This is a genomic window from Alteriqipengyuania lutimaris (genome assembly GCF_003363135.1).
GTDB lineage: Bacteria > Pseudomonadota > Alphaproteobacteria > Sphingomonadales > Sphingomonadaceae > Alteriqipengyuania > Alteriqipengyuania lutimaris.
In genome coordinates this window covers 2,430,739-2,454,422 of record NZ_QRBB01000001.1, presented here as the reverse complement: position 1 = coordinate 2,454,422, position 23,684 = coordinate 2,430,739, and the positions used below count along the sequence as shown (strand labels likewise).

28 protein-coding genes and 1 tRNA gene are annotated in these 23,684 nt (G+C 65.8%); 19 read left to right on the top strand and 10 right to left on the bottom strand.

Annotation, left to right across the window (positions count from 1 at the left end; genetic code table 11):
- The first annotated feature begins 53 nt into the window (after positions 1-53).
- The 11 genes from DL238_RS11790 (at position 54) to DL238_RS11740 (ending at position 11,195) form a co-directional block, all read left to right on the top strand.
- On the top strand, positions 54-665 hold the full coding sequence (locus DL238_RS11790) for a glutathione S-transferase family protein (protein ID WP_115492441.1): 612 nt from the start codon (positions 54-56) through the stop codon (positions 663-665).
- Between the two features lie 51 nt (positions 666-716).
- On the top strand, positions 717-2,876 hold the full coding sequence (scpA, locus tag DL238_RS11785) for a methylmalonyl-CoA mutase (protein WP_115492440.1): 2,160 nt from the start codon (positions 717-719) through the stop codon (positions 2,874-2,876).
- A 415-nt stretch (positions 2,877-3,291) separates the two neighbouring features.
- A complete protein-coding gene (locus tag DL238_RS11780) occupies positions 3,292-4,584 on the top strand; it encodes an O-acetylhomoserine aminocarboxypropyltransferase (RefSeq protein WP_115492439.1) in 1,293 nt (430 codons plus the stop codon).
- 85 nt (positions 4,585-4,669) lie between these two features.
- On the top strand, positions 4,670-5,101 hold the full coding sequence (locus DL238_RS11775; RefSeq protein ID WP_115492438.1) for a hypothetical protein: 432 nt from the start codon (positions 4,670-4,672) through the stop codon (positions 5,099-5,101).
- Positions 5,098-6,108 carry a biotin synthase BioB gene (gene bioB, locus DL238_RS11770; protein ID WP_115492437.1) on the top strand — a complete coding sequence of 337 codons (1,011 nt, stop codon included), beginning with the start codon at positions 5,098-5,100 and terminating at the stop codon, positions 6,106-6,108. Before DL238_RS11775 ends, bioB begins: the two co-directional genes overlap by 4 nt.
- Positions 6,105-6,956 carry an alpha/beta hydrolase gene (locus DL238_RS11765; RefSeq protein ID WP_115492436.1) on the top strand — a complete coding sequence of 284 codons (852 nt, stop codon included), beginning with the start codon at positions 6,105-6,107 and terminating at the stop codon, positions 6,954-6,956. Before bioB ends, DL238_RS11765 begins: the two co-directional genes overlap by 4 nt.
- Complete coding sequence (locus DL238_RS11760; RefSeq protein ID WP_115492435.1) at positions 6,953-7,753, top strand: heme-dependent oxidative N-demethylase family protein; 801 nt, start codon at positions 6,953-6,955, stop codon at positions 7,751-7,753. Before DL238_RS11765 ends, DL238_RS11760 begins: the two co-directional genes overlap by 4 nt.
- Positions 7,750-8,145, top strand: coding sequence for a lysozyme inhibitor LprI family protein (locus DL238_RS11755; RefSeq protein ID WP_115492434.1), 396 nt, complete (start codon positions 7,750-7,752; stop codon positions 8,143-8,145). Before DL238_RS11760 ends, DL238_RS11755 begins: the two co-directional genes overlap by 4 nt.
- Positions 8,145-10,181, top strand: a complete 2,037-nt coding sequence (locus tag DL238_RS11750; protein WP_115492433.1) for an acetyl-CoA carboxylase biotin carboxylase subunit — start codon at positions 8,145-8,147, stop codon at positions 10,179-10,181. The genes DL238_RS11755 and DL238_RS11750 overlap by 1 nt, the downstream gene beginning before the upstream one ends.
- On the top strand, positions 10,181-10,552 hold the full coding sequence (locus tag DL238_RS11745) for a tRNA-binding protein (RefSeq protein WP_115492432.1): 372 nt from the start codon (positions 10,181-10,183) through the stop codon (positions 10,550-10,552). Before DL238_RS11750 ends, DL238_RS11745 begins: the two co-directional genes overlap by 1 nt.
- Positions 10,553-10,640: 88 nt before the next feature.
- Complete coding sequence (locus DL238_RS11740; RefSeq protein ID WP_115492431.1) at positions 10,641-11,195, top strand: DUF421 domain-containing protein; 555 nt, start codon at positions 10,641-10,643, stop codon at positions 11,193-11,195.
- On the opposite strand, the gene aroB is transcribed toward DL238_RS11740, so the two are convergent.
- A complete protein-coding gene (gene aroB, locus DL238_RS11735; RefSeq protein WP_115492430.1) occupies positions 11,192-12,310 on the bottom strand; it encodes a 3-dehydroquinate synthase in 1,119 nt (372 codons plus the stop codon). The genes DL238_RS11740 and aroB overlap by 4 nt on opposite strands.
- Complete coding sequence (locus tag DL238_RS11730; RefSeq protein WP_115492429.1) at positions 12,301-12,870, bottom strand: shikimate kinase; 570 nt, start codon at positions 12,868-12,870, stop codon at positions 12,301-12,303. Before DL238_RS11730 ends, aroB begins: the two co-directional genes overlap by 10 nt.
- Before the next feature lie 55 nt (positions 12,871-12,925).
- Between DL238_RS11730 and DL238_RS16155 the strand changes: the two genes are divergently transcribed.
- The 5 genes from DL238_RS16155 (at position 12,926) to DL238_RS11710 (ending at position 18,395) form a co-directional block, all read left to right on the top strand.
- A complete protein-coding gene (locus DL238_RS16155) occupies positions 12,926-13,078 on the top strand; it encodes a hypothetical protein (protein WP_181883902.1) in 153 nt (50 codons plus the stop codon).
- Entirely contained in the window at positions 13,075-14,937 is a 1,863-nt protein-coding gene (locus DL238_RS11725) for a hypothetical protein (RefSeq protein WP_115492428.1), read from the top strand. The genes DL238_RS16155 and DL238_RS11725 overlap by 4 nt, the downstream gene beginning before the upstream one ends.
- 4 nt (positions 14,938-14,941) lie before the next feature.
- Positions 14,942-15,850, top strand: a complete 909-nt coding sequence (locus DL238_RS11720; protein WP_115492427.1) for a tyrosine recombinase — start codon at positions 14,942-14,944, stop codon at positions 15,848-15,850.
- Positions 15,850-16,794: an acetyl-CoA carboxylase carboxyltransferase subunit alpha gene (locus DL238_RS11715; RefSeq protein ID WP_115492426.1), complete on the top strand. Its 945-nt coding sequence runs from the start codon at positions 15,850-15,852 to the stop codon at positions 16,792-16,794. Before DL238_RS11720 ends, DL238_RS11715 begins: the two co-directional genes overlap by 1 nt.
- Positions 16,795-16,910: 116 nt before the next feature.
- Positions 16,911-18,395 (top strand): M48 family metalloprotease, encoded by a 1,485-nt coding sequence (locus tag DL238_RS11710; protein ID WP_115492425.1) that lies wholly within the window; start codon positions 16,911-16,913, stop codon positions 18,393-18,395.
- Positions 18,396-18,469: 74 nt separating this feature from the next.
- Here DL238_RS11710 and DL238_RS11705 read toward each other — a convergent pair whose 3' ends face one another.
- Together DL238_RS11705 and DL238_RS11700 are read right to left on the bottom strand one after the other, a co-directional pair.
- Positions 18,470-18,646, bottom strand: coding sequence for a Flp family type IVb pilin (locus DL238_RS11705; RefSeq protein WP_115492424.1), 177 nt, complete (start codon positions 18,644-18,646; stop codon positions 18,470-18,472).
- Positions 18,647-18,756: 110 nt separating this feature from the next.
- Complete coding sequence (locus DL238_RS11700) at positions 18,757-18,939, bottom strand: Flp family type IVb pilin (protein ID WP_181883901.1); 183 nt, start codon at positions 18,937-18,939, stop codon at positions 18,757-18,759.
- 112 nt (positions 18,940-19,051) lie between these two features.
- Between DL238_RS11700 and DL238_RS11695 the strand changes: the two genes are divergently transcribed.
- Both DL238_RS11695 and DL238_RS11690 read left to right on the top strand, forming a co-directional pair.
- The gene (locus DL238_RS11695) at positions 19,052-19,486 is read left to right on the top strand and encodes a (deoxy)nucleoside triphosphate pyrophosphohydrolase (protein ID WP_115492423.1); all 435 of its coding nucleotides are present in this window, start codon (positions 19,052-19,054) and stop codon (positions 19,484-19,486) included.
- Between the two features lie 72 nt (positions 19,487-19,558).
- Positions 19,559-19,635 (top strand) — tRNA-Arg (locus DL238_RS11690).
- A gap of 103 nt (positions 19,636-19,738) precedes the next feature.
- Here the strand turns inward: DL238_RS11690 and DL238_RS11685 are convergent.
- From DL238_RS11685 to DL238_RS11660, 6 genes are all read right to left on the bottom strand, one after another.
- Positions 19,739-20,524: an NUDIX hydrolase gene (locus DL238_RS11685; RefSeq protein ID WP_181883900.1), complete on the bottom strand. Its 786-nt coding sequence runs from the start codon at positions 20,522-20,524 to the stop codon at positions 19,739-19,741.
- Between the two features lie 279 nt (positions 20,525-20,803).
- Positions 20,804-21,133 (bottom strand): Grx4 family monothiol glutaredoxin, encoded by a 330-nt coding sequence (grxD, locus tag DL238_RS11680; protein WP_115492422.1) that lies wholly within the window; start codon positions 21,131-21,133, stop codon positions 20,804-20,806.
- A gap of 37 nt (positions 21,134-21,170) precedes the next feature.
- A complete protein-coding gene (locus DL238_RS11675) occupies positions 21,171-21,404 on the bottom strand; it encodes a BolA/IbaG family iron-sulfur metabolism protein (RefSeq protein ID WP_115492421.1) in 234 nt (77 codons plus the stop codon).
- A 5-nt stretch (positions 21,405-21,409) separates the two neighbouring features.
- A complete protein-coding gene (locus tag DL238_RS11670; protein WP_115492420.1) occupies positions 21,410-21,733 on the bottom strand; it encodes a DUF1476 domain-containing protein in 324 nt (107 codons plus the stop codon).
- Between the two features lie 145 nt (positions 21,734-21,878).
- On the bottom strand, positions 21,879-22,880 hold the full coding sequence (locus DL238_RS11665) for an NADPH:quinone oxidoreductase family protein (protein WP_115492419.1): 1,002 nt from the start codon (positions 22,878-22,880) through the stop codon (positions 21,879-21,881).
- 31 nt (positions 22,881-22,911) lie between these two features.
- Complete coding sequence (locus DL238_RS11660) at positions 22,912-23,094, bottom strand: hypothetical protein (RefSeq protein ID WP_115492418.1); 183 nt, start codon at positions 23,092-23,094, stop codon at positions 22,912-22,914.
- A gap of 122 nt (positions 23,095-23,216) precedes the next feature.
- Here DL238_RS11660 and DL238_RS11655 point away from each other — a divergent pair, with 122 nt between their 5' ends.
- A complete protein-coding gene (locus DL238_RS11655; protein WP_115492417.1) occupies positions 23,217-23,648 on the top strand; it encodes an acyl-CoA thioesterase in 432 nt (143 codons plus the stop codon).
- The last annotated feature ends 36 nt before the right edge of the window (positions 23,649-23,684 follow it).

Here is a 23,684-nt window from a genome sequence, read left to right as displayed (position 1 = left end):
AGGCTTTGCTATCCTCTCCCCGCACGGGGAGAGGGAAGAGGAGAGGAACTTCGATGCTGTTCTACGATAGCCCCAATCCCGCGCCGAACCCGCGCCGGGTGCGCATTTTCGCTGCCGAGAAGGGCGTCGAGCTGCCCTCCAAAGAGGTGTCGATCCCGCAGCGCGAACAGAAGGCGCCCGAATACCTCGCCAAGAACCCGCGCGGGCAGACGCCGATCCTCGAGCTCGATGATGGCACCGTCATCGCCGAAAGCGTCGCGATCATGCGCTATCTCGAGGCCGAGCATCCCGAGCCGCCGCTGTTCGGCACCGGCCCGGTCGAGATCGCGCAGATCGAAATGTGGTGCCGACGGGTCGAGATGATCCTGATGCCGCCGGTCGCGCAGGTGTGGGTCCACACGCATCCCTTCACCGCCGCGCTCCCCGGGCGCAATGCCGAGTGGGGCGAGGCCAACCGCCCGCGCGTCGCCGAGGCGCTGCGGTTCTTCGACGCCTCGCTGGCGGAGAGCGAATATCTCGCAGGCGACAGCTACACCGCCGCCGATATCCTGCTGCTGACCACGGTCGATTTCGCCAGCTTTATCGGTCTCGATACGACCGACGGGCTCGAAAACCTATCGCGCTGGCACAAGCTCGTTTCCTCTAGGGAAAGCGCCGCCGCCTGATCGGTGCAAGGTGTCTCGACTTCGATCTACCCGAGGCGCTAGGGGAGGGGCATGACCGACAAGACCCCCACATACGACGACTGGAAAGCCAAGGCCGACAAGGAAGTGAAAGGCCGCGATCTCACGTGGCACACCCCTGAAGGCTTCGATGTAAAGCCGCTCTACACCAGCGCGGATGCCGAGGGGCTCGACCCCGGCGTCCCCGGTTTCGAGCCGTTCACGCGCGGGCCCTACGCCAGCATGTATACCGGCCGCCCGTGGACGATCCGCCAGTATGCAGGCTTCTCCACCGCCGAGGAATCCAACGCCTTCTACCGTCGCAACCTCGCCGCGGGGCAGAAGGGGCTGAGCGTCGCCTTCGACCTCGCCACCCACCGGGGCTATGATTCCGACCACCCGCGCGTGGTCGGCGATGTCGGCAAGGCGGGCGTCGCGATCGACACCGTGGCGGACATGCAGGTGCTGTTCGACCAGATCCCGCTCAACGAAATGTCCGTCTCGATGACGATGAACGGCGCCGTGATCCCGGTGATGGCGTTCTACATTGTCGCGGGCGAGCGCAGCGGCGTGGCGCAGAAGGACCTGTCGGGGACCATCCAGAACGACATCCTCAAGGAGTTCATGGTCCGCAACACCTACATCTACCCACCCGAGCCGAGCATGCGGATCGTGAGCGATATCATCGCGTACACATCCGACCACATGCCGCGCTTCAACAGCATTTCCATCAGCGGCTATCACATGCACGAAGCGGGCGCGACGGCGGTGCAGGAACTCGCCTTCACCATCGCCGACGGCAAGGAATATGCCCAGCGCGCGATGGACACCGGCCTCGATATCGACGCCTTCGCCCCGCGCCTTTCGTTCTTCTGGGGCATCGGGATGAACTTCTTCATGGAGATCGCCAAGATGCGCGCCGCGCGTGCATTGTGGCACGACGTGATGGAAGGGCTGGGCGCGCAGGACCCCAAATCCAAGATGCTGCGCACGCACTGCCAGACCTCGGGCGTGAGCTTGCAAGAGCAGGACCCCTACAACAACGTCATCCGCACCACGATCGAGGCGATGGCGGCGGTGCTGGGCGGCACGCAGTCGCTCCACACCAATGCGCTCGACGAAGCGATCGCGCTGCCGACCGACTTCTCCGCCCGCATCGCGCGCAACACGCAGCTGGTGCTGGAGGAAGAGACCGGCATCACCAATGTCGCCGATCCGCTGGGCGGGTCGTATTATGTCGAGGCGCTGACCGCGAAGCTGGTCGAGGAAGCGAAAAAGATCATCGAGGAAGTCGATGCGGCGGGCGGCATGACCAAATATGTCGCGTCCGGCGAACCCAAGCGCCGGATCGAGCAGGCGGCCGCCGAAAAGCAGACCAATGTCGACCGCGGCGAGACGGTGATCGTCGGCGTGAACAAGTACCGGCGTGACAAGGAAGACGAGATCGACACGCTCGATATCGACAACCACAAGGTCCGCAAGTCGCAGATCGAACGGATCGAGCGCGTGCGTGCCGAGCGTGACGAGATGGCCTGCCAGGCCGCGCTCGACGCGCTGTCGCGCGGTGCGGCGCAGAAGCAGGGCAATCTGCTGGCGCTTGCGGTGGAGGCCGCGCGGCAGGATGCCACGCTGGGCGAGATTTCCAGCGCGATGGAAGACGTCTTCGGCCGCTACGACACCAAGCCGACCCCGGTGAAGGGCGTCTATTCCAAGGCCTATGCCGAGGATAACCGCTACCAGCAGGTGGTTGAGGGCGTCGACGCGGTCGAGCAGCGGCTGGGCCGCAAGCCGAAGATCATGATCGCGAAGATGGGCCAGGACGGGCACGACCGCGGCGCGAACGTGGTCGCGAGCGCCTTTGCCGACATGGGCTTCGATGTGGTCAGCGGTCCGCTGTTCCAGACCCCGCATGAAACGCTGGAGATGGCGCTGGCAGAGAATGTCGACGCGATCGGGGCATCCTCGCTGGCGGCAGGCCACAAGACGCTGATCCCGGAGCTGATCAACCTGCTCAAGGATGCTGGCCGCGCGGACATCAAGGTGACCGCCGGCGGCGTGATCCCGCAGAGCGACTACCAGTTCCTGCGCGATGCAGGCGTGCAGGGCATCTACGGCCCGGGCAGCAACGTGGTCGAATGCGCGGCGGACATGCTGCGCCTGCTCGGCCACAATATGCCGCCTGCCGACGATGAGATCGAGGAAGCGGCGGAGTGAAGTCCAGGGGGCGGTCCAAGTCGACCGCTTGGCAGAAGGTCGGTATCAGCTGCCTGATGCTTTGTTGGACTGGTCAGGTGGTATTGGCCGTGACCGACAAGGGTTTGCTGACAGGCAAGCAAACGATCGCGTATGTGACGAGGCGGAGGTCCGCTGTCTTTATGCTACAGGCGATAGATGGAGGTACAAGGTCAGAAAGCATGGGCCAATCGGCACGGATGCGACACGTTGCGAGTGGTTGATCGATGTTCGATAGATTTCGTGACCTATCCGCAGATCATTACCAGTTCAGCCGCATCGGTTGTGAAAATGAGGAATGTCCGATGCCGAGCGCGACCCGCACCGGCCGGTCCCACCCATCGCAGTTGTCGATCCCCGTCGACGATCCCCTAAACCGACCACACGGAGTCCGCACATGACCGACCTCCACCCCGAAACGCTCGCCGTCCACGCCGGGTGCGAGCCCGATCCGACCACGAATGCGCGCATCACGCCGATCTACCAGACAGCGGGCTATGTGTTCGACAGCCCCGATCACGCGGCCAACCTGTTCTCGCTCTCCGAGTTCGGGAACATCTATTCGCGGATCATGAACCCGACCAACGACGCGCTGGAGAAGAAGGTCGCGGCGCTGGAGGGTGGTGTCGGTGCGCTGGGCGTCGCGTCGGGCCATGCGGCGCAGCTGATCGCGTTCCACACGCTGATGGAGCCGGGGTGCAACATCGTCGCGGCGAGGAAGCTGTACGGCGGGTCACTCAACCAGATGGGCGAGGCGTTCCTCAAGTTCGGCTGGGAGACGCGCTTCGTCGATGCCGACGATCCCGAGAACATCCGCGCCGCGATGGACGACAAGACGCGCTGCGTTTTCATCGAAAGCCTCGCCAATCCGGGCGGCGTGGTCAGCGATATTTCCGCGATTGCCGATGTCGCCCACGCGGGCGGCGTGCCGCTGATCGTGGACAACACCATGGCGACGCCCGCGCTGTGCAGGCCGTTCGATTTCGGTGCGGACATCGTCACGCATTCGACCACCAAGTTCTTGAACGGCCACGGCAATGCAGTCGGCGGGGTGATCGTCGACAGCGGGAAGTTCGACTGGAAGGCGCAAGGCGACAAGTTCGCCTCGCTCACCCGGCCCAACGGGTCGTACCACGGCGCGGTGCTGGTCGATGCGCTCGAGCCGGTCGGCCCGATCGCCTTCATCATCGCCTGCCGTGTACTGGGCCTGCGCGATCTCGGCCCCGCGCTCGCGCCGATGAACGCCTTCCTCGCGCTGACCGGCATGGAAACGCTGCACCTGCGGATGGACCGGCATTGCGACAACGCGCTGGAGCTGGCCGAATGGCTCAAGGCGCACGAGAAGGTCGCTTGGGTCTCCTACGCCGGGCTGCCCGATAGCGACTATCACGAACTGGCGCAGAAATATCTCGGCGGGCGCGGCGGCGCGGTGTTCACCTTCGGGCTGAAGGGCGGCTTCGAGGCGGGCCGGGCGCTGGTCTCCAAGGTGAAGCTGTTCAGCCACCTCGCGAATATCGGCGACACCCGCTCGCTCATCATCCACCCGGCCTCGACCACGCACAGCCAGCTCGGCGAAACCGAGCTGATCGCGGCGGGGGCGGGGCCGGACGTGGTCCGCGTGTCGGTCGGGATCGAGAATATCGAGGACATCAAGGCCGACCTCGACCAGGCACTGGCGGCCGCGGGCTGAGGGCGGGATGTCAGCCGACTGTATCCGTTGCGGCCATCCCAAAGGCACGCACCACGCCCGGGGTGACGAGGAGCTCGCCTGCGCGGTGAAGGGCTGCGATTGCACCGACTATCGCGATGCTGGACGATCTGGCGCGACTAGCGCCGAGGCTGCCGATCCCGCATCGGACGAGCTTCAGGACGATCCGACACGCCACCCTGTCGACTTGCCAAACGACCGGCTGTTCGATTTTTTCAAGCATCTGACCACGCTCTCGCTGATTACGCTGGGAGGCGTTCTCTCGATCGGCAGTCAGACTGACATCGTGATCGAGCCGCTACCCATGGCGATCGTCGTGGCCTTCCTCGCGCTCGGCGGCGCGGCAGCCTATTCGGGGATGCTGGAAATCGTCGAAGCGGAAGGTCGGCAAGAACATCGTCCCAAACGCATCGCATTCTACAAGAGCGTAAGCTCCACCGGCTTCGGGCTCGGAATCGGCGCCTTTCTCTCCACCTTTCTATTGAGCCTTGTTCCATGACCCCAATCCGAACCGACTGGTCCCGCGAGGAAATCGCGGACCTCTTCGACCTTCCCTTCACCGAGTTGCTATTCCAGGCCGCGAGCGTGCACCGGGAGAACCATCCGCCCGAACAGGTTCAGCTGTGCACGCTGCTTAGCATCAAGACCGGCGGGTGCCCTGAGGATTGCGGCTATTGTTCGCAATCGGTGAAGGCCGATAGCGGCGTCGAGGCGACCAAGCTGATGGATGTGCGCGCCGTGCTGCAAACCGCAGCGCAGGCGAAGGATGCGGGCAGCCAGCGCTTCTGCATGGGCGCCGCGTGGCGCAACCCCAAGGACCGCGACATGCCCGCAATCGTCGAGATCGTGAAGGGCGTGCGCGACATGGGGCTGGAGACCTGCATGACGCTCGGCATGCTGACGCCGAAACAGGCGGATATGCTGAAAGAGGCGGGGCTCGACTACTACAACCACAATATCGACACCGGGCCGGAATATTACGAGCGGGTGATCTCCACCCGTAACTATCAGGACCGGCTCGATACGCTGCGACACGTGCGCGATGCGGGCATCAACGTGTGCAGCGGCGGGATCGTTGGCATGGGCGAGACGCGCGAGGATCGCGTCGGCTTCGTCCACACGCTCGCCACGCTGGAGCGGCATCCCGAGAGCGTGCCGGTCAACGCGCTGGTCCCGGTCAAGGGCACCGTGCTGGGCGATATGCTGGCCGATACGCCGCTCGCCAAGATCGACGATATCGAATTCGTCCGCACCGTGGCGGTGGCGCGTATCTGCATGCCGATGAGCATGGTCCGGCTCTCTGCGGGCCGCGAGAGCATGTCCGAGGCTACACAGGCGCTGTGCTTCCTCGCGGGCGCGAACTCGATCTTCACCGGCGACAAGCTGCTGACCGCGCCCAATGCGGGCGACGACAGCGACGGTGCGCTGTTCGCCAAGCTGGGGGTCACGCCGCTGATGCAGGAAGAGCCTGCCCGGGTGTGCAAGGTGGCGGAGCCTGCGGAGTGATCGGCGCGCTCGCCGCGCTGCTGCTCGCATCCGGCCAGCCTGCGGCTGTACCGGAGCCCGAGCCGATCGTGGTGGGTGAGAGCTACACTCTCGAAGCTTTGGGGGAGGACCGCGCGGTCAACGTCATCCTTCCGCCCGATTACGCTGACCAGCCCGACACAAGCTGGCCGATTATCGTGCAGCTCGACGGCGGGGTGGATCAGGACCTTTTCCTCGGCAACGGGCTGGAGAAATGGAACCGCTTGTGGGGCCGCAGCCAGCCTGCAATTCTGGTCGGCATCCAGACCGTGGATCGGCAGCGCGAGCTGTTGCCCGAGACCTCCGTTGCGGGTGAAAAAGCGGAATATCCCACCGCAGGCGAGAGCGAGGCCTTTCGCACATGGCTCGCGGACAAGGTGCTGCCGCTCTTGCGTGAGCGCTATCGCAATGATGGCACGATCATCCTGCTGGGCGAAAGCGCGGCGGGGCATTTCGTGGTCGAGACCTGGCTTGATCGGCCCGAGCTTTTCACCGGCTACGCGGCGATTTCTCCCAGCCTGCAATGGGACGGGCAATCGCTGGCCCTCGATGCGAGCCGACCGGTCGGCGGTCGTCCGCCGCTCTACCTGTCGCTGGCCGACGAGGGTGGCGAGACCGAACAGGGCATGTTCACGCTGCTCGCCAAGATGGGGGAGGGGCAGCCCTACTGCTTCTCCGACCGGCGCGCCGACCTGCACCACGCCAATAGCCTGCACGGCCTGATGCCCGAGGCGCTGCAATACCTGCTCCCGACCGAGGCGGACTGGCTGGCGGAGTACGGACTGGTGCTGAGGTGCGAGGGCGGCGGTCCCGATACTGCCGCAGAATGACCCTCGGCTTTTCGGTCGACGAACTGCTCCCCAAGGCGCGTGGCGGAGGGCAGCTCAAGATGGGGCTCGCGAAGCTCGATGAAAGCGAGTGGCTCCAGCCCGATCCCGATCCTGCCGCGCGGGTGCAGGGTTTTGCGGCCTTTGCGCAAGGTATCCAGCTGACGCCCGAAGCCGATGCGCCGGGCCGCGAACTCGCCGCCATGCTCGGCGTCGAAGGTGCGCTTGCCGAAGTCGCCGCCGCCCGGCACGAGGACATGTGCCTGCTCACCCGCCATCCGGACGAGGATCAATACCGCCTGATCGGCGCTGCCGTCGCCTGGCCATCCGACTGGACCCCCGCCGACAAGCTGGGCCTGCCGCTGCGCGCGCTGCATGCGCCGATCCAGGGCTACGAGGAACAACTTGCGAGCGGCGTCGACCATTTCATGACCAAGCTCGAACCCGGGCCGATCTACGGCCGCGCCAACTGGTTCATCGCAGCCACGCCGGACATGCGCTGGGTCGCCGCGCCGCCAGACAAGGCTTTCGAGCATGTCACGTCCGCAAATGCAGGCGAAACGCTCTTCGTCCGGTCCGAACGGCAGACCTTGCGCCGCTTGCCGCAGACGGGCGCGATCCTGTTCACCATCGGCGTCTACGTCGCGCCGCTCGGCAGCCTTTCGCGCGCCAATGTGCAGCGGCTCGCCAGTGCCATGCGCAGCCTTCTCGATGGCGAGGGGGAACGGCGGGGCACAAGGGCTTACGCTCATGCGTTAATCGGCTATGCGGATGCCACGATAGAGGAGGCCGGACCATGATATTGACCGCAATGCTGCTGCTTTCGGGCGCGCAGGCCGCCGAGCCGAAGGTCGATTGCAAAGAACCGACGACCCAGTCGGCGATGAACATCTGTGCGGGCCGCGACTACGCGGCCGCCGACCGGAAGCTGAACGCGGCGTGGGACAAGGCCTCGGCCGAAATGAAGCGGCTCGACAAGGATACCGACTACGAGGACGGTCGCCCCGGCTATTTCCAGACCCTGCTTACGGCGCAGCGTGCGTGGCTCGTCTATCGCGACACGCATTGCCGCAGCGAAGGCTATCTCGCGCGCGGTGGTTCGATGGAACCGATGCTCATCAGCGGCTGCAAGGCGAAGCTGACGCGCGAGCGCACCGTAAAACTCCGTGAACTGACCGACGGACCCAATTGATGTTCAAGAAAATCCTTATTGCCAATCGCGGCGAAATCGCCTGCCGCGTCATCCAGACCGCCAAGCGCATGGGGATCGCCACCGTCGCGGTCTATTCCGATGCCGATGCGCGCGCGCCCTTCGTGAAGATGGCGGACGAGGCGGTGCATATCGGCCCCGCGCCCGCCGCTGAGTCCTACCTGCTGGCTGACAAGATCATCGAGGCGTGCAAGGCGACCGGCGCCGAGGCGGTTCACCCGGGCTACGGCTTCCTGTCCGAACGCGCGAGCTTCGTCAAAGCGCTCGACAAGGAAGGCATCGTCTTCATCGGGCCGCCGGCCAAGGCGATCGCCGCGATGGGCGACAAGATCGAATCGAAGAAGCTGGCCCACAAAGCGGGCGTGAACATCGTGCCGGGCTCCGAAGGCGCGATCGACACCACGCAAGACGCGCTGAAGATCGCCAACGAAATTGGTTACCCGGTGATGATGAAGGCCTCCGCCGGGGGCGGCGGCAAGGGCATGCGTCTCGCCTGGAACGACACGGATGTCGAGGAAGGGTTCGAGGCGACCAAGCGCGAGGGCCTCAACTCGTTTGGCGACGACCGCGTCTTCATCGAAAAGTTCATCGAAGACCCGCGGCACATCGAGATCCAGATCCTCGCCGACAGGCAGGGCAACACGCTCTACCTGAACGAGCGTGAGTGCAGTATCCAGCGCCGCCACCAGAAGGTGGTCGAGGAAGCGCCATCGCCCTTCGTGACGCCCGAAATGCGCAAGGCGATGGGCGAGCAGGCGGTCGCGCTGTCGAAAGCGGTCGGCTATTTCTCTGCCGGGACGGTCGAGCTGATCGTCAGCGGCGCGGACAAGACCGGCGAGAGCTTCTACTTCCTCGAAATGAACACCCGCCTGCAGGTCGAACACCCGGTGACCGAGGCGATCACGGGCGTCGACCTAGTCGAATGGATGATCCGCGTGGCAGCGGGCGAGGAACTGCCCTTCGGCCAGGACGAAATCGGGATCGACGGCTGGTCGATCGAAACGCGCGTCTATGCCGAAGACCCCTACCGCAACTTCCTGCCCAGCATTGGGCGGCTGGTCCGCTACGAACCGCCGGTGCCCGGCTGGACGGGCGACAGCGGCCCTGCCGGGCGGCGCGGCTACGAAACCGGCGGCGGCGGCGTACGCGTCGACGATGGCGTGTTCGAAGGCGGCGAGGTTTCGATCTTCTACGACCCGATGATCGCCAAGCTGATCACCTGGGGGCCAACGCGCGATGCCGCGGCGGATCTGCAGGTCGAAGCGCTAGACGCCTTCCGCGTCGAGGGGCCGGGGCACAATATCGATTTCCTCAGCGCGATCATGCAGCATCGACGCTTCCGTTCGGGCGAGCTGACGACGGGCTTTATTGCCGAGGAATATCCCGACGGCTTCCAGGGCGCGGCGGTGGAAGAGCCGCGCCTGCGGCTGGTCGCGGCGCTGATGGCGGGCGCGCAGTTCAGCCTGATGGCGCACGAGGGGCAGATTTCGGGGCGGCTGGACGGAGCGCCCAAGCCGCCGCGCGACTGGCTGGTCAAGATCGATGGCAGGAAGTTCGAAGTCGAACTGGGCGAGGGCGGGGCGACCGTCGATGGCGAGTGGATTGCGGGCACGACCGACTGGCAGCCCGGCATGGTCCTCGCGGCGGCGAGCGGGAATGGCGAGAACCTCGCCATCCAGCTGCGCCGGACAAGCAGCAGCACCTGGGCGCTGACCACGCGCGGCAAGACGCACAAGGGCCTCGCGATCCCCGCGCGGCTCGCCCCGCTGCTCGATCACATGATCGAGAAGGAGCCGCCCGATCTTTCCAAGATGCTGATCTGCCCGATGCCCGGCCTGCTGGTGAAACTGCATGTGGAAGAGGGCGAGGAGGTCCAGCCGGGCCAGCCGCTCGCCACGGTCGAGGCGATGAAGATGGAGAACATCCTCCGCGCCGAGAAGGAAGGCACGATCTCGAAGATCAACGCCGCGGAAGGCGACAGCCTTGCGGTGGACGAGGTGATCCTGGAGCTGGAATAGTGCACTTCTCGCACGAACCCAATGCGCCCGCAGCGGAGGAAACGAGTTTCGACCAGTTCCTGAAGGTCGATATCCGTATCGGCACCGTGGTCGCGGCGCATGAGTTTCCCGAGGCGCGCAAGCCTGCCTATCGGCTGGAAATCGACTTCGGGCCAACAATCGGCGTGAAGAAGACCAGCGCTCAGATCACCGCGAATTACTCGCGCGACGAACTGGTCGGGCGGCAGGTCGCGGCAGTGGTCAACTTTCCGCCGCGCCAGATCGGCCCGGTCATGTCCGAAGTGCTGACGCTGGGCTTTGCGGACGAGGCGGGGGAGGTCGTGCTGTTTGCGCCTGACAGACAAGTGCCAGACGGCTCAAGGCTGTTTTAGCCCACCGGACCTGAACCGGCACCCGGATCGCCGTCGTGCGTTGCACCCTTCGGACGCCGCGCCCGGCGTCGCGGCGCGAGTAACTCCGATGGACTGGAGCCAGGTCTTCTATACCGGCAGCCCCGGCTTGCTGCGCACCATGGCCGCCGCGGTATTCGCATATGGGAGCATGACGCTGGTTCTGCGGATGGCAGGCAAGCACGCGCTCTCCAAACTGCATGTGTTCGATTATGTCGTGACGGTCGCGCTGGGTTCGACCCTGGCGAGCATCCTGCTGAGCGAGGATGTGGCATTGGCCGAAGGGCTGGTTGCGGTAATTATGCTGATCGGGATGCAATGGCTGGTCTCCAAGGCATCTGTCAGTTTCGAGCCATGGAGACGTTTCGTCCGGTCCGATCCGGCGGTCCTGCTGCGGCATGGTGAACTCGATGCCGAAGCCATGATTTCCGAGCGGGTAACCGAGGTGGAGGTGGACATCGCGATCCGGATGCGCGGCTTCGGCGATCGCTCCCTGATCGCCTATGTAGTCTTGGAATCGGACGGTTCGATGTCCGTCATTCCTAGGGATCTGCTTGGCGATGCGAGCGCGATGCACTCTCTCGACCATCCGCGAGAGCCGGAGGAGGCGAAGCGGCGCGCCTAATGCGCCTGCAGCTGCTCGTCCATGAACGCCGCGACATCGGCCAAGTCGACATCGCGCGCGACGAAAGCCTCGCCGATGGCGCGCAGCAGGATGAAGGGCACCGTGCTCGCCTCGGCCTTCTTGTCGTTGCGCATGTGACGGGCGAGGGTGGTGCCGTCGCAGTCGAGGCCCAGCGCGGCAATCTCGGTCGGCAGGCCGGCGCGTGCCAGTGCATCGGCCACGGCTTCCGCATCCGCCAGCGCAACCAGCTCGCGCCGGGCGGAGAAACGCGCCGCGAGCACCATGCCCAGCGCCACCGCCTCGCCGTGCAGCAGCTTGTCCGAAAAGCCGGTCTCTGCCTCCAGCGCATGGCCGAAGGTGTGGCCGAGGTTTAGCAGCGCGCGGGCATCCTTCGTCTCTCGCTCGTCCTCGGCGACGATCCGTGCCTTCATGCCCACACAGTGGGCGATGACGGGTTCGAGCACACCGACGTCGCAGGCAAGGATCGCGGTGCTCTGCTCATCGACGCGGGCGAAGAACCCGGCATCGCCCAGCAGGCCGTATTTAAAGACCTCCGCGAGTCCCGCGCGCATCTCGCGCTGCGGTAGGGTGGCGAGGCATTTCGTGTCGGCCAGCACCAGCGAGGGCTGGTGGAACGCGCCGATCAGGTTCTTGCCAGCATTCGCATTGATCGCGGTCTTGCCGCCGACGCTCGAATCGACCTGCGCCAGCAGCGTGGTGGGCAATTGCACGAAGCCGCAACCGCGCTTGAGGATCGCACAGGCAAAGCCGACGAGGTCGCCGACCACACCGCCGCCCAGCGCGAAGACATGATCGCTCCGCGTAACGCCGCGCTCCAGCAGCCAGTCGGTCAGCCGCTCGAGCTCGGCCCAGCTTTTCGAGCATTCGCCGGGCGTCACCTCGTACCAGTCGATCGCGTGTCCGGCGGAGCGAAAGGAAGCCTGCAATCGCTCGCCATGCAGGCGGCGAGCCTCGGCGTCCGCGACGATCGGCACCGCCCGCTTGCCGAAGGGTTCGAGGAAGCCATGCGCTTCTGCATGGATACGATCGAGCAGGCCGGTGCCCACCCGCACCTCGTAGCTGCGCCCTGCCAGCGCCACGTCGATCACAGCCATTGCTCGATCCCTTCGATAATCGCCCATGCGGTGCGGTTGTGCGGGCCTTTCTGGCCTTCCACCCGAATATGCGCCTGTGCGTAGAGCGGCGCGCGTTCGCGCAGCAGGCGGCCGAGGATTTCCTCGGGATCGCCGTTGCGCAGGAGTGGGCGATGGTCGCGCCGTCCGGTCCGCTCCACCAAGGTGGCGAGATCGCAGTCGATCCACACCGTCACCGCTTTCTCCAGCAGCAGCGCGCGCGTCTCCGCATTGACGAAGGCGCCGCCGCCCGTGGCAATCACGCCGTGCTTTTCCTCGATCAGCCGCGCGATCACCCGCCGTTCACCGTCGCGAAAATAGTCCTCGCCGAATTCGCTGAAGATCTCGGCGATGGAAAGCTGCGCTGCGTCCTCGATCGCGTCGTCGGCATCCACGAAGCCGCGGCCAAGCATGTCGGCGAGCCGCTTGCCCACGGTGGACTTGCCCACGCCCATCAGTCCGACGAGCGCGATGGGGCGATCGAGCCGCGCGCTCAGCGCGTCGATCCGGGCCATGGCCGCATTGGTTCGCACGGGCTCCATTGCTCGGCGGCGTAGAGATGGGCTAGGGCGAAGGCAACAAAGGGTATCGTAACGCGTGCAGATAGAGATTTCGCAGAGCACCTGGCGGCGTATCGGTGCGGGGGCGCTCGTGATCCTCGCAGTGCTTGTCTGGGCCTGGTGGGATGGCGGCGAAGAGCCGCTGCGACCGGTCGTGCAGAGCGTCGACCTGCCCGAGGGCGCGCAATGAGGCCGCGTTCGAACCGCGGACTGCTCGCCGGCGTCGCCCTGGCGGTTCTCGCCGCGCCGATCGCGCTGGCTGCAGGCAATCCGCAGTCGCTGCTTCCGCCTGAGACGCAGGACCCTGCACCGAGCCCGGCCCCGGCCCCGGCTCCCGCACCGGCACCTTCGCCGAGCGCGGCACCTTCACCCACCGCGTCGCCCGCTGTGCAGGAGAATGAAGGTACCGGGGCCGGACAGAGCGATTCCGCCGACGAATCCTCTGGCAGCGGTCGCGGACGCCTGCCCACGCTGGAAGAACTCGAAGCGCTCGATACCGACGAGCTGGACGAACTTCTGGGCCTGCGGCCGAGCTTCGATATTCCGCCCGCGCAGCGCCGCGAAACGAGCCGTGTGGGGATTCTTGCCGAGGGTGAGGGCGGGCTGCCCGCCGCCTCGCTCGCCAACCAGCCCGAATCGCTGGTCCGCGCGGCGATCTCGGGCACGCAGGGGCGGCTCGTGTCGCGCTGGGGGCACATCACCCTGCGCCGTGCGCTGGCCAGTCGCCTTGCGCCGCCTGCGAATATGAGCGGTGCAGAGTTCGCTGGCCTGCGCGCGCAATTGCTCAACCGGATGGGAGAATTCGGCGCGGCGCGCGCGCTTGCGCAGGACGTCGACATCGATGCGTGGAATGCGCGTCTCGCGAATGCGGCGGTCGACGCCTACATCGCGACCGGCGATATCGTCGGCGCATGCCCGCTTGCCGTGTTGCGCGGCGATTATCGCGAGGATGCGCAGTGGCGCATGGTCCGCTCGATCTGCGATGCCTATGCGGGCGAGGCCTCGCGTGCGCGCAGCGACCTGCTGCGGATGCGCGACTCCTCGGGGCAGGGAGATTTCGACCTGATCGACGTTCTGCTGGCGCAGCGGTTCGCGGGCGCGGCGGGGCTCGGAAACAGCGCGGTCACGATCGAGTGGGACGAGGTCGAGGAACTGACGCCGTGGCGCTACGGTCTCGCCAACGCGCTCGGCATTTCGCTACCCGAACGGCTGGTCGACGATGCCGGGCCCTATTACCAGCGCGCCGCCGCATCGCTGCCGTCGCTGCCCCTCGCGCTGCGCCTCGATGGCGCGCGCCGCGCCGCGCGGGAGGGGATTTTCTCCTCCTCGGCGCTGATCGATCTCTATTCGCAGGCCTACGCCACCAGCGGCAACGAAGGTGCGATCGGCACCGACGCGGCGCAGCTTCGCGCTGCCTATGTCGATCCCGATCCCGCCGCACGGCTCGCGGCGATCCGCAGCCTGTGGGGCGACGGTGCCGCGATCCCGCACGACCGGCAGGTGCTGACCGCCTATGCCGCCGCGCGCATCCCCGCCACCGATCAGTTCGTGGGCGACGCCGCGCCGCTGATCGCTTCGATGTTCACCGCCGGGCTCGATCTCGACGCGGCCCGCTGGCGCGATGTCGTGGATGAGGGCGATGCCGGCTGGGCGATGCTGGCGGTCGGCCTGCCCGAGTGGGACGAGGTCTCCCGCAACGAGATCGACGATTTCCGCGACAATGATGGCAGCGCAGGCCAGGCGCGCACCGGCCTGCTGGTCGCGGGTCTTGCCGGGCTGGGCCGGATTTCCAGTGGAACGCGCAATTCCTGGGATCGCGAGCTCGACCTTGGTCTATCGCGCGAAACCCGCTGGAGCGCGATGATCGACCGTGCTGCAGAGGTAGAGAATGCCGCGCTTGTCGCCTTCCTGATGGGGCTGGGCATACAGGGCGACGACTGGAACCGCATGACCCCGCGCCACCTCTATCACATCGTCTCCGCGCTCCATCGCAGCGGCATGGAAGCCGAGGCACGGATGATCGCGGCGGAGGCGATCGCGCGCGGATAGCGCCATGGCGAGCACCGCGATCGAAGATTTCCTTGCCGCTCTGGCCGTCGATCGCGGGGCTGCGGCCAACACGCTAGCAGCCTATCGCCGCGATCTGGATGGCGCGGCCGAGATTGTCGGCCCGCTGGAGGATGCCCCACGCGAGGCGCTGGCACGGCTGGGCGAAGCCTGGGCGGACCTCGCCCCCGCAACCGTCGCGCGCAAGGCCTCGGCGCTGCGCCAGTTCTTCGGCTTTCTCGAGGACGAAGGCCTGCGCAGCGACAATCCCTCCGCCGCGCTGCCGCGCCCCACGCCGCGCCGCAACCTGCCCAAGGTGCTCGACCATGCGCAGATCGCCGCGCTTTTCGCGCAGGCCGAGGAAGAGGCGCAGGACGACACCCCCGGGCCGTTGCGCCTGCTCGCCATGCTCGAGCTGCTGTACGGATCGGGCCTGCGCGCCACCGAACTGGTGGCGCTGCCGCTGGCGAGCGTACCGCGCGACGCGCCTTTCCTCACGATCACGGGCAAGGGCGGGAAGGAGCGGCTGGTGCCGATGGGCACCCGCGCGCGCGCCGTCCTCTCGCGCTGGCTGGTCGTGCGTCCCGAGGGTTCGCCCTGGCTGTTCCCCTCGCGCAGCAGCCACCTGACGCGCATCCGGCTCTACCAGCTCATCAAGGCGCTGGCCGGGCGGGCAGGCATTACGCCTGCGAAGATCAGCCCGCACGTCCTGCGCCATGCCTTTGCGACCCACCTGCTTGAAGGCGGGGCGGACCTGCGCGCGCTCCAGACGCTGCTCGGCCATGCGGATATCGCAACGACGCAGATCTACACCCATGTCGAATCGGCGCGGCTGGTCGTACTTGTGAACGAAAGACACCCTCTGGCGCGCGAAGGCGGCTTGCGCGCGGGGCGACACCCCGATAGCGCGGAGTAATGCTGACTTTTCTCGACTTCGAGAAGCCTGTGGCACAGCTGCAGGCCCAAATCGCCGAACTGCGCGCCGCCAATGAGGACGGCGGGGTCGACATCGCCGACGAGCTCGCGAAGCTCGAGGCGAAGAGCGCGGACCTGCTCAGAAACCTCTACGAGGGGCTGAGCCCGTGGCGGAAGACGCAGGTCGCGCGCCATCCGCAGCGGCCGCATTTCCGCGACTACGTGGAACAGGCCTTCACCGACTTCATGCCGCTGGGCGGGGATCGCTATTTCGGCGAGGATCACGCGATCATCGGCGGCTTCGCGACCTTGCGCGGACGCCAGGTGATGCTTATCGGGCACGAAAAGGGCCACGACACGCAAAGCCGACTCAAGCACAATTTCGGGATGGGCAAGCCGGAAGGCTATCGCAAGGCGATCCGCCTGATGGACCTGGCCGGGCGATTCGGCCTGCCGGTGGTCACGCTGGTCGATACCTCGGGCGCATTTCCCGGGATCGAGGCGGAAGAGCGCGGCCAGGCCGAAGCCATCGCCCGCTCGACCGAGGCATGTCTTGCGCTGCCCGTGCCGATGGTCGCGACCATCGTGGGCGAGGGCGGATCGGGCGGCGCGGTTGCGCTGGCGAGTGCCGAGCGGGTGCTGATGTTCGAACACGCGATCTATTCGGTGATCTCGCCCGAAGGCTGCGCCTCGATCCTGTGGCGCACCGCGGAAAAGGCGGCCGATGCCGCAGAAGCGATGAAAGTCACGGCGCAGGACCTGAAAGAGCTCGGCGTAATCGACCGGATCGTGCCCGAGCCTGTGGGCGGCGCGCACAGGGACCCCGCAACCGCGATCCGCAACCTCGCCGACACGATCGACGACGAGCTTGGCAAGCTCGCCGGGCAGGACATGCTGCGGTTGCAGGAAACCCGCGCGGAACGCTTCCTCGCCATCGGCGGCTGACCCTCAACAACAGCTCTGCGGGAACCCCGCCGCGCTCTTGCCTGTTTACAGGCCAGACCGCGAAGGGAGGCATGCATGCGTCCTTCGTGACACATGCATCAGGGGAGTATGCCCAAATGAGCCGCCGTAAGATTCTTGCCTTTGCCTCGCCCGTGGCCCTCGCGTTCGGCCTCGCCGGATGCGCCGCCGTGGGGGGTGGAAACATCCCCAGCCCGAACACGCCGATCACGCAGAACGAGGCACAGCAGGGCCGCGAGTACCATTCGCAGATTCTGCAGGAATTCGGCGGCGCCATGCAGGGCAATACGGCGACCTATGTTCGCGGTGTCGGCCAGAAGATCGCGGTCCAGTCGGGCCTCGCCAATAGCGAGGGCGCCTTCACCGTCTCGCTGCTCAACAGCTCGGTCAACAATGCCTTCGCGACCACCGGCGGCTACGTCTACACGACGCGGCAGCTCGTCACGCTGATGGACAACGAGGCGGAACTGGCCGCCGTGCTCGGCCACGAGGTCGGCCACGTCGCCGCCCGCCATGCCCAGCGCCGCCAGCAGACGCAGCAGCAGAACACCTTGCTGGGCGCAGCGGGCGCGATCCTTTCGGGCATCCTGCTCGGCGACAGCCAGCTCGGCTCCACGCTCGGCCGTGCCGCGCTGCAGGGCTCGCAGCTCCTCACGCTCAGCTTTTCGCGCAGCCAGGAGGAAGAGGCCGACGTGCTCGGCGTCAACTACCTCGAAAGCGCCGGATACGATCCGCGCGCGATGAGCACGGTGCTGGCGAGCCTCGCGCAGCAATCCTCGCTCGATGCGCAGCTGCAGGGCCGCGACAATGCCAGCCTTCCCGAATGGGCGTCCACCCACCCCGATCCGGCAGGCCGCGTGCGCGACACCGCCGCGCTCGCCCAGGGTCGGACGGGCAATGTCCTCAATCGGGAGGTCTTCCTGCGCAATATCGACGGACTGACCTATGGCGACGATCCCGAGCAGGGAGTGGTCGAAGGGCGGCAGTTCATCCATCCCGATCTGCGCTTCGCCTTCACCGCGCCGCAGGGCTTCTATCTCGTCAACGGCACACAGCAGGTCACGATCAACGGCCAGTCGGGGCAGGCCGAGCTGCGCGTGGCCCAGTCGAGCGGCAGCCTGTCGCAATTCGTGAGCAGCGCGTTCCAGTCGCTCTCGGGCCAGGGCCAGGGGCAGGCGATCCGCCCGCAGATCCAGACCACGACCGTCAACGGCTTGCCCGCCGCATATGGTATCGGGCGGGCGACCTCGGGTAACAGCCAGGTCGACGTGGTCGTGTTCGCCTACGACATGGGCGGGAACCAGACCTATTATTACCAGGCGATCACGCCTGCGGGCCGGTCGGGCGTGTTCACGCCGATGTTCGAATCCTTCCGCCGGATCAGCGCCAGCGAAGCCGCGCAGGTCGTCCCGCGCGTGATCGATATCGTCACCGTCCAGCCGGGCGACACCGTTGCATCACTTTCGCGCCGGATGGCCTACGACAACGGGCAGGAGGCCCGCTTCCGCGTTCTCAACAGCCTCGGGTCCAACGAAGGCCTGCGGGCAGGCGAGCAGGTGAAGCTCGTCGTGCGGGGGCGCTGAGGGATACCGCACAAAAGAAAACGGCGGGGATCGCTCCCCGCCGTTTCCTTTGTTTCGCTCTAGAGCGACCGGTCTTAGCCGGCCTTCTTGGGCGCCATGTCGTCTTCGACTGCGTTGAAGGTGTTGCTCAGCTGGTTGCCGAGGCTGCCCATGGCAGTGATCGCGGCGACGGCGATAAGAGCTGCGATGAGGCCATATTCGATGGCGGTCGCGCCCTGTTCGTCGTTCAGCAATTCCTTGAAAAACTTCATAATCGGTCTCCTGTTATCGTCTTCGTTACCCGGCTCGCTCCACGTCCCCTTGGATTGAGCTGGGTCCCGGTCTAGGCGGTAAGGGTTGAGAATTTCCTAAGTCGCCGGGCTCAGGATCGCTCGACCGCCGCCTGCGAGGTGTCGATCACCGTATCCCAGGTGTTGACCACCGAGTTCGCGAAACGGCCTATCGCGCCGACCATCGCGAGAAAGATCAGGGCGAGGATGAGGCCGTACTCCACCGCTGTCGCGCCCCTGCGATCGCGGTGCAGCCGTTTGAGAAATCGGATCACTGTCGGCCCCCAGGAATATGCACTTCGCGTCTTTCCCCGCGACCGCATTTGCCCGAGGGTGCGGCACATCTCGTCGATCAGGGTTAAGGCCGGGTAAAACCGGGCGAGCAAGATGGAAAATTTTCCGACATATCTCCCCGTCGTCGCCGCCGCGATCGGTCCGGATCGGGCCGGTCGGTGGCTGATGCACCGCCGCCCGGCGGGCAAGCATCACGGCGGTTTGTGGGAATTTCCGGGCGGCAAGGTCGAACCTGGGGAAGGGCTGCGCGAGGCGCTGGTCCGCGAGATCGCGGAGGAGTCGGGACTGAGCCTGGCTGCGGAAGCGATGAGCGAGGCAGGCTTCGCCGCCGACCCGGGGCCGACAGGCGAGAACGGCAGGCCGATCCTCCTGCTGCTGTTCCACTGCCCGCAATGGCGCGGTGAGGCAGCCTCGCTCGAAGGCGGCGAATGGGCCTGGTTCGCCCCCGACGCGATCGCCGACTTGCCCAAGCCGCCGCTGGATGCGCGGCTTCACGCGCAGTTTTTCGATCAAATGCCGGATAGGTGAAGACTTATCCCGGATTTCGCGACAAAAGCATTGCCAAGCCCGGGCACCCCACCTATGTGCGGCGCCTCACGGGCGCCCGTAGCTCAGCTGGATAGAGCACCAGACTACGAATCTGGGGGTCAGAGGTTCGAATCCTTTCGGGCGCGCCATTAAAAAAGCCCCGGTCCCGCAAGGGTGCCGGGGCTTTTTGATTGTCGGTCATCCGAGTTCGAGTCTTGATCGCAACCGGAGGCTTTCCGATAATCGCGGGCCTCAGCCCCGCTTCGCGTCGTCCAGCGGCACCGAAGTAACCGGATAGCCGCAATCGTCGGGAATGCAAAGGCTGCGGCCTTCGAGCCGCTCCTCGATCCACGGGACGATCGTGCGGACCGGCGTGGTTTCGGCATGCGCGCGCGCATCGGCGAAGGTCTCGAACTGCGCCAGCCGCTCCAGGTTGCGGCGGGTGGGAAAGATCACCTCGATCTCGCCGCGATCGGCATTCGCCAGCGCATCGCGCGCGCTGGTCCAGAACAGGCACGTGTTCTCCTGCGCGTCGACTTCGATGTCGACCGCGCCGGTGCCGAGATCGGCGAGATAGAAGCGCGTGTCGAACAGGCGGGGCAGGCGCTCGTTCTTCGGATACCAGCGGGCGAAGGGCACGAGATCCTCGGGCGCGAGTGACCAGTCGAACCGATCCAGCACCGCCGCGAGCGTTCCTTCTTTCAGGAGGAGCGCGCGCGCCTCCTTCGCGCGCGTCGCATCGATGGCGCCGCGCAGGCCCAGCGCGAGCCCCGTTTCTTCCAGCGTTTCGCGGATCGCGGCGATCCTGTGCGCCGCCTCGTCGGGGTCGGGCGTCCCGGTCGTCTGGGCGAGGGCATGGTCCGCGGCATCCACGCGCCCACCGGGAAAGACCGCCATGCCGCCCGCAAAGGCGAGCGCGCGCGAGCGGACCTGCATCAGGATATGAGGAGCGCCGCCGTCGGGCGCATTGCGGAAGATCACGACCGTCGCGGCGGGGATGCCCACGTCGCGCGTATCCTGCGCTTGGCCCTCAGCCACGAGCCATGCCTCGCCTTGTGTCGGGAATTCTTACAATCGGGGATGGGGCGGGGAAGGCGTTAACCATTGGTATGCCTATATCAGCGTGGGTGCGACAAACTGGCACGCGTGGTGCATATCTTGTCGCATCCTGATCTTCGTAACGAGGCGGGGCCGATAGTCTCCCGGCGCCGCCTCCCCGAAGCTTGATGGCCACCCGTCGACCCCACGTCTCCCGGGGCCGATACCGAAACGACCGATGCGCCGTCCCCCCTGCGCGTCGGTCGACGGGGCCGCCGGTCAGTCGGCGGTCTTCACACCCTTTTCGGTGAACATCTGCTGCAATTCGCCCGCTTCGAACATCTCGGTCATGATGTCGCTGCCGCCGACGAACTCGCCCTTCACGTAGAGCTGCGGGATCGTGGGCCAGTCCGAAAAGGTCTTGATGCCCTGCCGAATTTCCATGTCCTGTAACACGTCGACGCTTTCGTAGGCCACGCCGCAATGGTCGAGAATATGGACCGCCCGGCTGGAAAAGCCGCATTGCGGAAACAGGGGCGTGCCCTTCATGAAAAGGACGACCTCGTTTTCGCCGACGATGCCGGAAATGCGTTCTTTGGTATCTGCCATTTTGAATAAACCGCCGTTTGCTTTTAGCTATTGATCGTCACTTGGGAGGCTCGGTCGTGAGTTGCAAGGCGTGCAGGACGCCCCCCATCTTTCCGTCGAGCGCTTCGTAGACCATCTTGTGCTGCTGCACGCGGCTCTTGCCCGCGAATTGCGGGGCGACGACTTTCGCCGCCCAGTGGTCGTTGTCCCCGGCGAGATCGCGCATTTCGACCTCGGCACCGGGCAACGCGTCCTTGATCATCGCCTCGATTTCGTCCGCAGCCATCGGCATTGGTCTTACACCCCGCCGATCAGCTGGCGACGCGCCTCGACACCGCATTCGGCGAGCTTGGCGCGGACCTTGGCTTCGTCGACATCGCAGCTTGCCGCGGTCAGATCGCCCAGAACCTTGCGGATCACGTCTTCGTCGCCCGCTTCCTCGAAATCGGCCTGGACCACCGCCTTGCGGTAGCTGTCGGTTTCTTCCTCGGTCAGGTTCATGAGATCCGCCGCCCATTCGCCGAGCAGCCGGTTACGGCGCGCGGCGACCTTGAAGGCGGTTTCCTCGTCCATCGCATACTTGGCTTCTTCGCCTCGACGGCGGTCGTTGAAATCGGTCATCGAACAGGTGCCTTCTTGTGTCTTGCTCGCGCTTGCAGATAGTCGCGTGGCCGCCGTGCGGCAAGCGAGCTTGCCGGACTTCGTTTCACCAAGGCCCGCACAGGTGGGTAGGGTGGGGCGCTGCCGACCGGGCAGAGCCCGGCCCTTAGCTGTCCATCACCACCACGAGCTTGCCGACCGCCTCGCGGTTTTCGAGCTTCTGGATCGCGGTGTGCGCTTCGTCGAGGCTGAAGGTCTCGCTGATCCGCGGGGCGATCTTGCCGTCCTTCCAGAACTCGAACAGGTCGGCGATGTTCTGCGCATTGGCTTTCGGATCGCGCGCGGCGAAGGCGCCCCAGAAGACGCCGCGAATGTCGCAGCTTTTCAGGAGCGTGAGGTTGAGCGGCATCTTGGCGATCCCTGCGGGGAAGCCAATCACGAGGAAGCGGCCCTCCCACGCGATCGAGCGCAGCGCGGGCTCCGAATAGTCGCCGCCGACGATATCGACGACGATGTCGGCGCCGTTGGGACCCACGGCGTTCTTGAAATCGCCGGCGAGCGCCTTGGACTGCTCCTTGTCGAAGGGCGCGCGGGGGTAGACGACGGTCTCGTCCGCGCCCGCTTCCACGGCGGCCTTGGCCTTGTCGTCGCTGGAGACGGCAGCGACGACCTTCGCGCCGTAGGCCTTGGCCAGCTCGATCGAGGCGAGGCCCACGCCGCCTGCCGCACCGAGCACCAGCACGGTCTCGCCCGGCTTGATGTCGCCGCGATCCTTGAGCGCGTGGATCATGGTGCCGTAGGTCATCAGCAATGCGGATGCATCGACCAGGTTGACGCCTTCGGGCACCTTGAACAGGCGTCCGGCCTCGACCGCGACCTGTTCGCGCAGGCCACCGCTGCCGATGCCCGACAGCACCCGGTCGCCGACCTTCCAGCCGTCGACACCTTCGCCGACGGCCGTGATCGTGCCCGAAATCTCGCCACCGGGCGAATAGGGACGCTCGGGCTTGAACTGGTACAGGTCGCGGATCATCAGCGTGTCGGGGAAGTTGATCGCGCAGGCTGCGACATCGACCAGCACTTCGCCCTTGCCGGGCGCTGGGCTGTCGATCTGTTCCACGACGAGCGTTTCGGGCCCGCCCACTTCCTTGGTCAGCACGGCTTTCATGGGTCTCTCCCTCGATGTTGTCAGATTGGGTCTAGTCGGTCTGTGGGTCTTCGCCCGACGGGATTGGCGGCAGCTGACGGCCTTTCCCGTCCTTGTCTTCCGAGGATTTGCGCCGTTTCCCGGCGTATAGCAGGCCCGCGGCGATCGCGGCGGACCCGATGGCGGCACCGGCTGCGATGGCGGCGCCGGACAGGCTCTTGTTGCTCTTGCTCATGCCCACTCTAGTGCATGGCGCGCGATTTCGTTGCAACACGCAGACTGCGCCGCGGGAAAAAATCCGCGCAATGGGCCGCGTTGGTCATGGTATTGTAAGGGCTTCGGGTCTAACTTACAGTCATGTCAGCAAAACCCTTCGCTCACCCGATCGACATCAAGCCTGCCGATATCGATTTCATGGGGCACGTGAACAACGCGCGCTACCTTGGCTGGGTGCAGGACGCGGTGCTGGCGCACTGGCAGAAATTCGCGCCTGCAGAGGCTGTGGCGGAGCGGGCGTGGGTCGCTCTCAAGCACGAGATCACCTATCGCAAGCCCGCCTTCCTCGAAGACGACGTGATCGCCCGCACCGTGCTGGAAAGCACGCGCGGCGCCCGCGCATTCTATCACACCGTGATCGAGCGGGGCGAGGAAGTGCTGGCGGAGGTCAAGTCGAGCTGGTGCTGCATCGATGCCGAAACGCTGCGTCCGGCGCGGATCGGCGAGGAAATCGCAGAGTATTTCTTCCCCAAGGGCGCGCCCGACGAACAGTGCCAGGGGCAGGCGGGCTAAGGTCCGCCTTTTCATAGGCGCGCCAGTCATCTAGCG